This is a genomic window from Aquitalea pelogenes (assembly GCF_041914625.1).
In the GTDB taxonomy this organism is placed as follows: Bacteria; Pseudomonadota; Gammaproteobacteria; order Burkholderiales; family Chromobacteriaceae; genus Aquitalea; species Aquitalea pelogenes.
In genome coordinates this window covers 216,873-230,070 of record NZ_JAYSDA010000003.1, presented here as the reverse complement: position 1 = coordinate 230,070, position 13,198 = coordinate 216,873, and the positions used below count along the sequence as shown (strand labels likewise).

General features: G+C 58.6%; 12 protein-coding genes. 3 read left to right on the top strand and 9 right to left on the bottom strand.

Going from position 1 to position 13,198, the window contains the following annotated elements:
• Positions 1-97: 97 nt before the first annotated feature.
• The 9 genes from ACE3SE_RS04380 to ACE3SE_RS04340 form a co-directional block, all read right to left on the bottom strand.
• Positions 98-2,551, bottom strand: a complete 2,454-nt coding sequence (locus ACE3SE_RS04380; protein WP_374554038.1) for an acyl-CoA dehydrogenase — start codon at positions 2,549-2,551, stop codon at positions 98-100.
• Positions 2,552-2,577: 26 nt separating this feature from the next.
• Entirely contained in the window at positions 2,578-3,219 is a 642-nt protein-coding gene (locus tag ACE3SE_RS04375) for a TetR/AcrR family transcriptional regulator (protein WP_045848053.1), read from the bottom strand.
• A 206-nt stretch (positions 3,220-3,425) separates the two neighbouring features.
• The gene (locus ACE3SE_RS04370; protein ID WP_374554037.1) at positions 3,426-4,610 is read right to left on the bottom strand and encodes an O-succinylhomoserine sulfhydrylase; all 1,185 of its coding nucleotides are present in this window, start codon (positions 4,608-4,610) and stop codon (positions 3,426-3,428) included.
• Positions 4,611-4,794: 184 nt separating this feature from the next.
• Entirely contained in the window at positions 4,795-6,327 is a 1,533-nt protein-coding gene (purF, locus tag ACE3SE_RS04365) for an amidophosphoribosyltransferase (protein ID WP_045848051.1), read from the bottom strand.
• Between the two features lie 112 nt (positions 6,328-6,439).
• On the bottom strand, positions 6,440-6,934 hold the full coding sequence (locus ACE3SE_RS04360; RefSeq protein ID WP_045848050.1) for a CvpA family protein: 495 nt from the start codon (positions 6,932-6,934) through the stop codon (positions 6,440-6,442).
• A gap of 6 nt (positions 6,935-6,940) precedes the next feature.
• Positions 6,941-7,864: an SPOR domain-containing protein gene (locus ACE3SE_RS04355; RefSeq protein ID WP_062789008.1), complete on the bottom strand. Its 924-nt coding sequence runs from the start codon at positions 7,862-7,864 to the stop codon at positions 6,941-6,943.
• 7 nt (positions 7,865-7,871) lie between these two features.
• Positions 7,872-9,137, bottom strand: coding sequence for a bifunctional tetrahydrofolate synthase/dihydrofolate synthase (folC, locus tag ACE3SE_RS04350; RefSeq protein ID WP_045848076.1), 1,266 nt, complete (start codon positions 9,135-9,137; stop codon positions 7,872-7,874).
• The gene (locus ACE3SE_RS04345) at positions 9,137-9,583 is read right to left on the bottom strand and encodes a protein YgfX (protein WP_374554036.1); all 447 of its coding nucleotides are present in this window, start codon (positions 9,581-9,583) and stop codon (positions 9,137-9,139) included. The genes folC and ACE3SE_RS04345 overlap by 1 nt, the downstream gene beginning before the upstream one ends.
• A gap of 23 nt (positions 9,584-9,606) precedes the next feature.
• A complete protein-coding gene (locus ACE3SE_RS04340) occupies positions 9,607-9,963 on the bottom strand; it encodes a hypothetical protein (protein WP_045848075.1) in 357 nt (118 codons plus the stop codon).
• A 109-nt stretch (positions 9,964-10,072) separates the two neighbouring features.
• On the opposite strand from ACE3SE_RS04340, the gene ACE3SE_RS04335 reads away from it, so the two are divergent.
• From ACE3SE_RS04335 to ACE3SE_RS04325, 3 genes are read left to right on the top strand one after another with little or no spacing between them, the layout of a single operon-like run.
• Positions 10,073-11,992, top strand: a complete 1,920-nt coding sequence (locus ACE3SE_RS04335; RefSeq protein ID WP_374554035.1) for an ATP-binding cassette domain-containing protein — start codon at positions 10,073-10,075, stop codon at positions 11,990-11,992.
• Entirely contained in the window at positions 11,989-12,540 is a 552-nt protein-coding gene (locus ACE3SE_RS04330; protein ID WP_242673531.1) for a C40 family peptidase, read from the top strand. The genes ACE3SE_RS04335 and ACE3SE_RS04330 overlap by 4 nt, the downstream gene beginning before the upstream one ends.
• Positions 12,541-12,566: 26 nt before the next feature.
• Positions 12,567-13,118, top strand: a complete 552-nt coding sequence (locus tag ACE3SE_RS04325) for a hypothetical protein (RefSeq protein ID WP_374554034.1) — start codon at positions 12,567-12,569, stop codon at positions 13,116-13,118.
• Positions 13,119-13,198 lie beyond the last annotated feature (80 nt).

Below are 13,198 nucleotides of genomic sequence, written 5' to 3'. Positions count from 1 at the left end.
CCTGGTGATCGCTCAGTCAAATTGCCGCAACACGGCAACTTGACTGAACGGCCGGATGAAGAATCACCCGGCAATCCATTCAGTGTAGAAAACAGGCTCAGAAAATGTGGCGCTTCAGCAGTGCCGCATCATGCTGCTCCAGAGCCATGTCGAAATCATCCACCATGATGACATCGCGCTTGAGCTTGCGTGCACGGGTGACCGCATCAAAATCAGCCTGGGTGATCAAGCCGCTTTGCAAGGCCTCTTCCAGTCGCTCACGCGCAGTAATGCGCGAGAACTTGCCATCACGCGCCAGCTTGCGCAGCTTCTGTTCGACTGGCTCCGTTGCCAGGATGGCATCCAGCGCATGGCGCAGCACACCGACGGCATCTTCTTCCGAAGGCGATACATACATGCCCCGGGTCAAGCGATCGCGCATGCCGCCCGGCTCCATCATGGCGCGCGCCACCTTGGTGCCAATGCGATCCGAAGCAGGCTTGAGGGTGAGACCCCACGGGAAGATGATTTTGCGCAGCACCCAGGCCAGACCACGGCTGGGCAGGTTGGCCAGAAAACCATCCATCGCCTGTTGCAGATCAAACAATGCGTTTTCCACCGCCCAGCGCAGCACGGCCAGGTCTTCCTTGGGAGCCCCATCGCGTTCAAAACGCTTGAGGCAAGCCGTGGCAATGTACAGATTGGACAACATGTCACCCAGGCGGGCCGACAGTTTTTCGCGGAACTTCAGCGTGCCACCCAGGCTGAACATGGCCATGTCGGACAGCAAGGCAAAGGCACTGGAGAAACGGGTGACCTGCTTGTAGTAAAGCGCGGTTTCGCCACCACGTGGCGCACCGGCAAAGCGGGCACCGGTCAGCCCCAGCCACAGCGAACGGAACACATTGCTGATGACGAAGTTGATGTGACCGGTGATGGCACGATCAAACTCGGCAGCATCATTGGCCATGGCGGCTTTCATCTCGCGCAATACAAACGGATGGCAGCGGATGGCACCCTGACCGTAGATGATCATCGAACGGGTGAGGATGTTGGCACCTTCCACCGTAATGCCGATCGGGATGGACTGATAGGCACGTGCCAGATAGTTGCGCGGCCCCAGCACCACGGCCTTGCCACCGTGAATATCCATCGCATCATTGATGGTTTTGCGCATGCGCTCGGTGTTGTGGTACTTGAGCACAGCAGACAGCACCGATGGCTTCTCGCCCATGTCCAGACCGGTCAGCGCCAGATCCTGCGAGGCTTCCATCTGGTAGGTGTAGCCGGCAATACGTGCCATGGCTTCGTCCACACCTTCGAACTTGCCGATGGGCAGGCCGAACTGGTCGCGAATGCGGGCATAAGCACCAGTGGTGAAGGTGGTTACCTTGCCGCAGGCCACCGACATGGCCGGCAGGGAAATGCAGCGACCAACCGACAGACACTCCACCAGCATGCGCCAGCCCTGACCGGCAAATTCACGCCCGCCAATGATCCACTCCAGCGGAATGAACACATCCTTGCCCCAGGTCGGGCCGTTCATGAACACAGCGCCACCCGGGAAATGACGGCGACCGATGCAGACGCCTTCATGCTCGGTCGGCACCAGTGCGCAGGTAATACCGATTTCTTCCTTGTCGCCCAGCAGGTGGTCCGGGTCGTACATCTTGAATGCCAGACCCAGAATGGTGGCGACCGGAGCCAGGGTAATCCAGCGCTTTTCCCAGCTGACGCGCAGGCCCAACACGTTTTCGTGCCGCTGGCCGCTGCGCGGGTCGGTATAGCTGCCACGGCAGACAATGCCATAGTCAGGAATGCTGCCTGCGTCCGAACCGGCATAAGGGCTGGTCAGGGCAAAGCACGGCACTTCCACGCCTTTGGCCAGGCGCGGCAGGTAATAATCCTTTTGTGCTTCGGTGCCATAGTGCTGCAGCAACTCACCCGGACCGAGCGAGTTGGGCACCATGACCGACACCGCAGCAGAACCGCCACGCGTCGCAATCTTGGTAACCACTTTGGCGTGAGCATAGTTGGAGAATTCCAGACCGCCGTACTTCTTCTTGACGATCATGCCCAGAAAGCCGTTGTCCTTGATGAACTGCCACACTTCAGGCGGCAAGTCCTTCAGCTCGTGGGTGATCTTCCAGTCGTCGATCATCGCGCACAGCTGCTCGGTGGGGCCATCCAGGAAAGCCTGCTCTTCTGCGCTCAGCTTGGCATCCGGGAAGGCCAGCAGGCGCTGGTAATCCGGCTTGCCGGAGAACAAATCCCTATCCCACCACACCGTACCCGCGTTGATCGCTTCCTGTTCGGTCTGCGACATCGCCGGGGTGATTTTCTTGAAGATACCGAATACCGGGCCGGTGAAAACGGCACGACGCAGTGGAACGATATTCAGCACAAGTGCCAGGAGTGCAAACACACCCCAGACAATGGTGGAAACCGGGCAGCCAAACGCAAATTGCAGGCTGGCAAGCCAGGCTGCCAGCCCCACAGTCCACGCCAGCACCGGCGCGCGATAGTACGCCATCACACCAAGCAGTGCGATGAGAAGAACAGCAGCAAACATTGTGATTTACCCTCGTGTTGACCCTGCTAACCCTTGACAGGCGAGACCAACCCGGCAACCACAAATGGCACAAGATACTTCACGATCATGTCTGGATCCCGCGCGGAAACAATCTGGCTGCGTGTGAAAATCTTCAGCACATCATTTCCGGCGAACGCGTTGAACATGACGCTGAATGCAAAGTGCATTCTCCAGGCCAGCTCCTCCACCCCAAGCTCTGGCAGCGCATGATGAAATGCGCGCGAGTAGCGTTGCACGAACACACTGTATTGCTGTGAGATGGTTTCACGCAGCAGCCGGTGGTTTTCCACCAGTGTGCGTGACAGAAGTCTGACAAACAGGGCCCCGCCCCTCGCAGGGTCCTTGGACAGCGCCAGACACGGCCGGATGAAGGTCGTGACCAAGCCTTCCACTGACAGCTTCTCTTCTCTTGCCTCCAGCTCGTCGAGCTCAGCCAGACAGGACGCAATCAAGGGCGCCAGCCTGCGCATGAACACGGCTTCAAACAGTGCATCCTTCGAGCCGAAGTGATAGTTCACCGCGGCCAGGTTGACTTCGGCCTGCTGAGTAATCATGCGAAGCGAGGTAGCCTCGAATCCGTGCTCCACGAACAGACGTTCGGAAACGTCAAGAATGCGTGTTGCCGTATCCGGGCGGCTGGCTTCCATGTTCTCTTGTGCCTTTTTTGTACTTGCAGGGCATTTAGTCTTGTCCATCTCAGCTTTCGAACAAGCGTTTCAAACTTACGTTTTAATTTGATCAGTGTCAAGAGCTCCCTCCTTGCAATATGGATGGATTTCCAGTACACCATCGCGAAAACGGCAGTCTAAAGTCTAGACTGCCGTTCGTTTGAATGAAACGCAGGTATCAATATTTAGTCAAGTCCACGCGCCAGGTCCTTTTTCAGGTCCTCGACATTTTCCAGGCCCACGGCCACCCGGATCAGGCCTTCCTCGATGCCGGCCTTCTGCCGCACTTCAGGGGCCACCCGCGCATGCGTAGTAGATGCCGGGTGGGTAATTGTACTCTTTACGTCGCCAAGATTGGCAGTCCGTGAAATCAGTTCCACACCATCAACCAGTCGCCACGCACCGGCACGCCCGCCTTTCACCACAAACGACACCACCGCACCACCCGCTTTTTGCTGACGCTGGGCCAGCTCATGCTGCGGATGGCTGGGCAGTCCCGGGTAATACACCCGTTCGATGGCGGGGTGTGCCTCCAGCCAGCGCGCCAGTTCCAAGGCATTGGCGCTGTGTTTTTCCATGCGCAACGACAGGGTTTCCAGACCGGACAACAACACCCAGGCATTGAACGGGGCCAGGGTCGGGCCGGCAGCGCGCACATGCAGGTAAACCTGCTCAACCAGCACATCACTGCCCACGACCGCGCCACCCATCACACGGCCATGACCATCCAGGTATTTGGTGGCGGAATGCATGACCAGATCAGCCCCCAGCTTCAGTGGCTGCTGCAAGGCCGGCGAACAAAAACTGTTATCCACCACCAGCAAGGCATTGTGACGATGAGCAAGGTCGGCAATGGCCGCGATATCCGCAATCTCGGTCAGCGGATTGGAGGGGGTTTCCAGGAAAAACAGCTTGCTGTTGGGCTTGGCCGCAGCCTCCCATGCTGTCAGATCTCGTGCATCGACAAAGGTGGTTTCCACGCCGAATTTTGCCAGCAGCCCGGTAAACAGATTGATGGTGGAACCGAACAGGCTTTGCGAGGAGACAATGTGATCACCCGCCTTGAGCAGGCTCATCATGATGGCCTGTATGGCCGCCATGCCGGTAGCCGTGGCGATGGCGCGCTCACCACCTTCCATCAACGCCAGTCGCTGCTGGAAGGCCGTGACGGTGGGGTTGGTGAAGCGGGAATAGGTATAACCTTCGATTTCACCCATGAACATGGCAGCGGCCTGCTCTGCCGACTCGTAACAGAAGCTGGAAGTCAGATGCAGGGCCTGGCTGTGTTCGCGATATTCACTGCTTTCACGGCCGCCACGTATTGCCAGTGTTTCAGGATGATATTGTTGCGGATTATTTTCGACTGACATGATGATTCTCGAATCTTGTTGCCGGGAACAAGCCACCATGGCTTGCCACCGTCTTGTGCAGGCTATCTTGCCTGATCAGTACCAGTTATCTAAATGAAATTGCGGCATAACGATGTCAGCCGCTGGCACCATACCTGGGCCACCATGAAAAAAACCGGCCGGAGCCGGTTTTTCTGCGCCTGACTTACATCAGGTTTTGCTCTGCCACATTCAGGTTCAAATCAATCATCTGGGTACTGACCGGATTTTCCTCTTTCTTGTCGGCACCGCGGGCGCACTCGATGGCATCCAGATAAGCCGCCGTGATGTCACCGGTGATGTACTTGCCGTCAAAGCAGGAAGTTTCGAATTCATGCAGTTTCGGATTCACCGAATGCACTGCTTCCTGCAAGGCCGACAGGTCCTGGTAAATTACCGCATCTGCGCCGATTTCTGCCGCAATTTCCAGTTCGGTGCGACCGGTAGCCAGCAGCTCGGCACGGGTCGGCATGTCGATACCGTAAACATTGGGGAAGCGTACCGCAGGTGCTGCGGAAGCAAAGTACACTTTCTTGGCACCAGCATCACGCGCCATCTGCACGATTTCCTTGGACGTGGTACCACGCACGATGGAGTCATCCACCAGCAGTACATTGCGATCCTTGAATTCGCAGGCAACCGGGTTGAGCTTCTGGCGAACCGATTTCTTGCGCACAGCCTGACCCGGCATGATGAAGGTGCGGCCGATATAGCGGTTCTTGATGAAGCCTTCGCGGTATGGCAAGCCCAGGCTGTTGGCCAGCGCCAAGGCACTTGGGCGGCTGGTATCCGGAATCGGCATGACTACGTCGATGTCCAGCTCCGGCAGCACACGGCGGATCTTCTCGCCCAGCTTCTCACCCATCACGATACGTGCCTGATAAACCGAAGCACCGTCAATCACCGAATCCGGGCGGGCAAAGTAGACATATTCGAACAGACAGGGCGCGTGGCGGACTTCCTTGGCACACTGACGGGCGTGGAAATCACCATCGAAGCTGACAAACACACCCTCACCCGGCTCGACATCACGCAGCGTGCTGAAGCCGGAGCAGTCCAGCGCAACCGATTCGGAAGCAAACATGTACTCGGTCTTGCCACTGCCCTGCGTGCTGCCGATCACCAGCGGGCGAATGCCATTGGGGTCACGGAAAGCCACCAGGCCGTAACCGGCGATCAGCGCCACCACGGCATAAGCACCACGCACACGGCGATGCACGGCTTCGATGGCACCAAAGATGGCCTCCACGCTCAATTCAAAGCCCACCACACGCTCGGCCAGTTCATGGGCGAATACGTTGAGCAGGACTTCCGAGTCGGAATTGGTGTTGATGTGACGCAGGTCGTGACGGAACATGTCCGCCTTAAGCTCGTCGGTATTGGTCAGGTTGCCGTTGTGCGCCAACACGATGCCGAAGGGCGAGTTGACATAGAACGGCTGAGCCTCGGCCAGACTGGAAGCAGAACCGGCCGTCGGGTAGCGCACGTGCGCGATACCGGCATTGCCCATCAGGGAGCGCATATTGCGGGTGCGGAATACATCGCGCACCATGCCGCTGCCCTTGTGCATGTGAAAGGTCTTGCCACTGGAGGTGACAATACCCGCCGCATCCTGCCCACGGTGCTGCAGCACTTGCAGTCCGTCATACAACAACTGATTGACGGGGGACTGCCCTACCACGCCTAGAATTCCACACATTGCTCTACTCTCTCTTCCCAACTACCAGGATTTTCAGACAAAACCTACAGCCAAAGAAAAAGGCGGAAATCTTGAGGTGAAGATATCAAGATAATCCGCCTGTTCCATCACACTAACCGGTGTAATGCAGATTGTCTGCCAGCATGGCTGGCAGCCAGGGCCTTAATGACAAGGCCAGTGATTCGAATGGAGCGGCCAATACCGCATTCCTCCACATAGGCTGGCGCGGCATGTCACTCAAGCCGCCCACCAGCACCAGCACCGTGACCAGCACCAGCCCGCGAGCCAGGCCGAACACGGCACCCATCAATCGGTTCAGACCACCCAGCCCGGCCGAATCCAGCAGACTGGTCAGGGTGATACGCAATAATGCCGTGGCCAGCCACGACAGGAAAAACAACAGCACAAAAGAAGCCAGCAGACGCAAACCCTGGCTTGGCAATTCGTTGGGCATGAAGCTTGCCACCAGTGGCGACAACTCCTTGGCACACCAGAAAGCCAGCAGCCAGGAGCCCAGCGACAGCACCTCGGCCACCAGGCCGCGCACCATGGCCACCAGCACGGAGCCAAGCAGGATGGCGATCACAATGTAGTCAAAGACGGTCATCGTTGCTTACTTGCTCACGACAATGCCGGAAACCCCAGCCTGGGAAAGCTTGCGCAGTGCAGCTTCTGCTTCTGCCCGGCTGGCAAACGGCCCGACCCGCACACGGGTGACTTCACCCTTGCTGGTTTGCACCTTGCTGAAGTGGGCAGACACCCCAAGAGCAGACAACTTGTTCTTGAGTGCATCGGCCTTGGCCGGGTCAGACAGTGCCGCCAGCTGGATCACGGATTTGCCATTGCCGACATTATCCACTTTTTCCGGCTTGGACTCACTTTTCTTTACAGCAGCCGGCTTGCTTGCCGGTTCGTCATCAAAATGACCAGACAAAATGGCTGCCGGGTCAGGCTGTTTATGCTTGGCCGGAGCGGGTTTCTCAGCCTTGGCAGGCTTGCTGTCAGCCACTACCGGCTGACGCGCTTCCACCGGTTTGCTGGCCACTTTCTTTTTCGGCGGCTCGTGCACCAGCGGCTGGCTGGCACCTTCCGGCGCCTTGGCCTTGGACTGCCCGGCGGCGATGGCACCTACCGTCGCCACCGCTGCAACTGCTGCAGGTGCCGCCACACTGGCAGTGGTGGCTGCAGGTTTGTCCGGCACCACGGAATTCAGATCTGCCGGCAGTTGGGTGCCGGCAGTTTTGGCAACCGGAGCAGACGCACTGGCCAGGGCCGGAGCCGATGCCACCGGCTTGCCAACAGCAGGTGCAGAAGCACTGGCCACATGCACGGCCGGGGGCAGCGCAGTTTCTGCCGGAGCGCCGGAAGCTTCACTGGCGATCTCCACCGACTCCGGGCGCATTTGCTGATCCGGCAGATGACCAACCACATTCCACAGGACGCCCGTGGATACCGTCACCAGCACAACCGCGCCAACCAGGCGACGCCGGGCACGCTTGCGCAACAAAATCAGTTCATCGTGGGCAGACAGTGCCATGCCATCCTCAAGTGCGTTGCCGACGGGCTTCCAGCACCTCGGCAACAGTGTGGAAAGAGCCAAAAACGGTAATTCTATCATTCTCGCCCGCTGCCGATAAGGCAGCTTGCCAGGCAGACGCAACATCTTCGAAGGCGCGCACCTTGCCGATGCCCAGCGCATTCAGCTGCGCGGCAATCCCGGTGCCGCTCTGCCCGCGTGGCATATCAAGGCCGGCCACGAACCAGCCATCGAATTCATCCTTGGCCAGTTCGGCCACGGCAGCCAGGTCCTTGTCCGCCAGCATGGAAAATACTGCGTAACGGTTTTCGGCAAACGGCAACTGGCGCAGGCTGGCCACCATGGCCTTGACCGCATGCGGATTGTGTCCGACATCCAGCACCACCACCGGCCGGCCCGGCAATACCTGGAAACGACCGGGCCATTCCACTTCGACCAGACCTTGCTTGAGCGCACCAATACCGACCGGCAGACGCTCATGCAGGCAGTCGAGCACCGCCAATGCAGCTGCGGCATTGCCCAGCTGGTAGCCACCACGCAGCGCAGGCATGGGCAAGGCATGGCGACGTGCGCTGCCCATCTGGAAGGACCATTGATTGTCCATGCGGCTATAGCTGTAATCGCGACCCAGCAGTTTGAGGTCGGCACCGATGGCCGCGGCATGATCCAGCAGGCGCTGCGGCGGCTGCGGGTCTGCGCAGATGGCTGGCTTGCCCGGTCGGTAGATACCGGCTTTCTCGAAGCCGATATCCTCGCGGTTGTCACCCAGAATGGCAGCGTGGTCGATATCCACACTCACCACCACCGACACATCCGGTTCAAAGATGTTCACCGCATCCAGACGTCCACCCAGGCCAACTTCCATGATGGCCACATCGACTTTTTCTTCGATGAAGCTGTGCATGGCCCCCAGGGTGCCGAACTCGAAATAGGTCAGCGAGGTATCACCCCGCGCCGCATCGATGGCGGCAAAACTCTTGATGATGCGCTCATCACTCACTGGTTTGAGGTCGATCGCCACCCGCTCGTTGTAGTGCTGGATGTGCGGCGAGGTATAACAGCCCACCTTGAAACCGGCACGCTGATACATGGTGGAGAGCATGGCACACACCGAACCCTTGCCATTGGTCCCGGCCACCATGATGACCGGGAAAGCAGGCTGCACCTGCATGGCATGCCACACTTTGCGTACCCGTTCCAGACCCATGTCTATGGTGGTGACATGCAGGCCTTCCAGCCATTGCAACCATTCGTTCAGCGTAGTTCTTTGCATCATGGATTTTCCAAAACAGCAGGTGTAAGCCGCTCTGCTTCCGGATGGAACCACAGCAGATAGACCCGCAATTGCCGCAGTGCTTCCTGATCGGCGCTATCCGGCAACAGCAGACAACTGTGACGACGGCCTGCGGCCGTCACATTGACAATGACAAACAAGGGAGACACAAAACAGTCGTCGCGCAACTGCACTTCAACTGTGCGGTCGCCTTGCAAGCACTGCATGCGGCCATGGGCATCCACTTCGATACGCCGCACCCTGTTAGGATTTCCCCAGCCGTTGGCACGCAAGGCAAGGCATCCCAGCAGAAACTGACAGGGCAGCAGTGCCCACATCCGCGGCTGATAAAGCATCAACAAGACAGCAGACAAGGCCAGCACGCACAACACCAAAAGCAAGAAGATGCGGGACGGGCGTAATTGCAGCGCAAAGGGCGGCAGCAAGCGGGCCTTGTGCATGAAATGGCTTACAGCTCGCCTGCCGGGCTGTTGCTGATATCGCCTTCTACCGTATCCAGTACGGTAGAGTGGATTTCCACATCAAACCATTCCCAGAAGGCCTTGAGCGACATGTCCTTGGGCCACAGGTCTTCGTCGTCATACCAGGACGCCACTTCAATCTTGAACAATTGTTCGTACTGCTCATCGATATGGGCAACTGCCTCTTCCGGCTCATTGAACTCCGGCAACAGGATCACCGTGCAGTCACTGCGCAGGCTGTCCAGGGTCAAATCCACCATATCGTTGCCGGGCACGGCATTCAGCCAGTCCAGAAATGGCTGTTTGGGTTTGATTACGGCAACCGAGCGGTCAACAAAATACATGGCATTCCTTTCCATTCCGAGTTGGCGCGCATTGTAACCCAAGTCCGCAAGGGCCAGCACGCCGCATGCTACAATTGCGGCCATTGAACCCTGATTACAAGATGCTGCAATGTCATTGATTTCTGTTGAAAAGGCCTGCCTGGCTTTTGGCCATCACGCTTTGCTGGATAATGTCGATTTCGCGCTGGAGCCGGGCGAAGTGGTTGGCCTGATTGGCCGCAATGGTGCCGGCAAGTCGTCCTTGCTCAAGGGCATTGCGGGCGCCATCACGCTGGACGACGGGCGCATCAACATCAAGGGCGATGTGCGCGTGGCCTACGTGGCACAGGAGCCGGAACTCAACCCGGACGACACCGTTTTTGACGCGGTTGCCAGCGGACTGGGCGAATTGAAAGCCTTGCTCAGCGAATACCATCAGGTTACCCAGCAACTGACCCAGCCGGATGCCGATCATGAAACCGCGCTGGCACGCATGGAAACGCTGCAACATGCACTGGAAGCACGTGATGGCTGGCAGTTTGATGCACTGATCTCCACCACCCTCTCCCACCTGGACCTGCAAGCCGACACCCTGATCCGTGAACTGTCCGGTGGCTGGAAAAAGCGCGTGGCACTGGCCCGTGCACTGGCGGCCAAGCCGGACGTGCTGCTGCTGGACGAACCGACCAACCATCTGGACGTTGCTGCCATCGAATGGCTGGAAGGCTTGCTGAAGAACTTCAGCGGCAGCGTGCTGCTGATCACCCACGACCGGCGCTTTCTGGACAATGTCGCCACCCGCATTGTGGAACTGGACCGTGGCATCGTGCGCAGCTATCCGGGCAGCTTCACCGCCTACCAGGTGCGCAAGACCGAAGAAATCGCCATCGAGGAAGAGCAGAACCGCATTTTTGACAAATTCCATGCGCAGGAAGAAGTGTGGATCCGCAAGGGCATCGAGGCACGCCGTACTCGTAACGAAGGCCGTGTCCGCCGTCTGGAAGCCATCCGCCGCGAACGCAGCGCCCGGCGCGAACGCGTGGGACAGGTCAATTTCCAGCTGGATGCCGGCGAGCGCTCGGGCAAACTGGTGGCCGAGCTGGAACATGTCAGCAAGGGTTTTGAAGGCCGCACCCTGATCAAGGACTTCACCACCCGCATCCTGCGCGGTGACAAGATCGGCCTGATCGGCCCCAATGGTGCCGGCAAGACCACCTTGCTCAAGCTGATCCTGGGTCAGCTGGAAGCGGACAGCGGCAGCATCAAGCAAGGCAGCAAGCTGGAGATTGCCTACTTCGACCAGTTCCGCGAACAGCTGGACGAAGACACCAGCGTGGCCGACATCATCAGCCAGGGCAATGACTTCGTCGAAATCGGCGGGGTGAAAAAGCATGTGATGAGTTATCTGGAAGACTTTCTGTTCTCGCCGCAACGTGCGCGCAGCCCGGTGCGCTCGCTGTCTGGTGGCGAACGTAACCGCCTGTTGCTGGCCCGCCTGTTCACCCGTCCGGCCAATGTACTGGTGCTGGATGAACCCACCAACGACCTGGACATCGACACGCTGGAACTTCTGGAAGACGTGATTGCTCAATACAGCGGCACGGTGTTTCTGGTCAGCCACGACCGGGCTTTCCTCGACAATGTGGTTACCCAGGTGATTGCCTTTGAAGGCAATGGTCAGCTGGAAGAATACCCGGGTGGCTATCAGGACTGGATCGACACCAAGGCGCGCATGGCAGCCATGCAAGGAACAGTAGCCAGCAAGGCCACCACGACAGCCAGCAAGCCAGCCGCCCCGGCCAAGCCGGAGAAGCAGCGGAGCAATCGCAAGCTTTCTTATAATGAAACCCGCGAGCTGGCCGCACTGCCCGATGAGATTGCCGCTCTGGAACAGGAACAAGCCACGCTGAACCAGCAACTGCTGGACCCGAACTGCTATCGCGACACCCCCAAGGAAGCCATTGCCTGGCAGCAGCGCATTGAAGCCATCGACGAATTGCTGCTGGAAAAACTGGCCCGCTGGGAAGAACTGGAGGCAAAACAATCATGAGCAAAACCCGGCCCACCCTGCCCTCCCCGCAACGCCGCCGCCTTTTGGGCGGTGCAATGCTGGGCACGCTGGCTTTGTGGCTGAGCGGCTGCGGCACACCGCCGAAGAAGACCAGCCACGTGCGCCCCTATCCATCACAGGACAAAACGCTGTCTGCCCTGAAGGCAGATGGCGCGGGCCGGGAGATCCTCATGTACACCCTGGGACTGCTGGATCTGGACTACAAGTTCGGTGGTGCCAACCCGGAAGCCGGGCTGGATTGCAGCGGCATGGTCAGCTACATCTACCTGAATGCGGTGGGAGTGAAGCTGCCGCACAATGCCGCCCAGATCGCCAGCCTGGCGCGCCCCGTCAGCAACAGCCAGATGCAGGTAGGTGACCTGGTGTTCTTCAACACCATGAACCGCTCCTTCTCCCACATGGGCATTTACATTGGCGACAACAAATTCGTGCATGCCCCGCGCACCAATAGCGCCATCCGGGTAGACCGGCTGGACAACAGCTATTTCTCCGCCCGCTTCGAAGGGGCGCGCACCCTGTTTGCCTGAACATGGATCATCACTGGCAAAGCCGCTTGATCCGGAGCTGGCAGCAAAGACCCACCCTGCACCGGGATGGCGTCTCCCTGCAAGAAGACTGGCTGCTGCGCAAGTTGCAGCAGGCATTGAATGGTGATGCGCTACAGATTGACAGCCTGTCACTGCTCAGCCGGGACAGCACCCTGCATCTGACATCACAGCAACCGCTTGCCGCCAGGCTAACCCTGCACTTCGACTTCCTCCCCATCGACTGGAATAGCCGGCAAATACGACTACGCTATCACGTGCAGGGCGAAGCCATATCTTCCTCCACCACCCGCCGCCTGTTGGGCGGACTGCTGCTGGGCGTGATGGAAGGCGCATTCGGCCACAAGGCCTTGCAACAGCTGACCAAGCCGCTGGACTGGCTGAACCTGGAGCAGGATGTTGCCATTATCGACCTCACCCGCTTGCCGGCGCTGCAACAATGGCTGGACTACCCGCTGCTGGGCAAACCGCTGGCTGCGCGCCTGACCATCAAGGCCATCGAGACCAGCCCCGGCCTGCTGCGCATACGCCTTGGCCGCTCACCGGCTCCAGCAGACTGAAAAACGAAACGGATGCTGATTCATCTGGCGCAATAAAAAACCCCGCCGTAGCGGGGTTTTTCGCGTCAGGGTGAAATCAA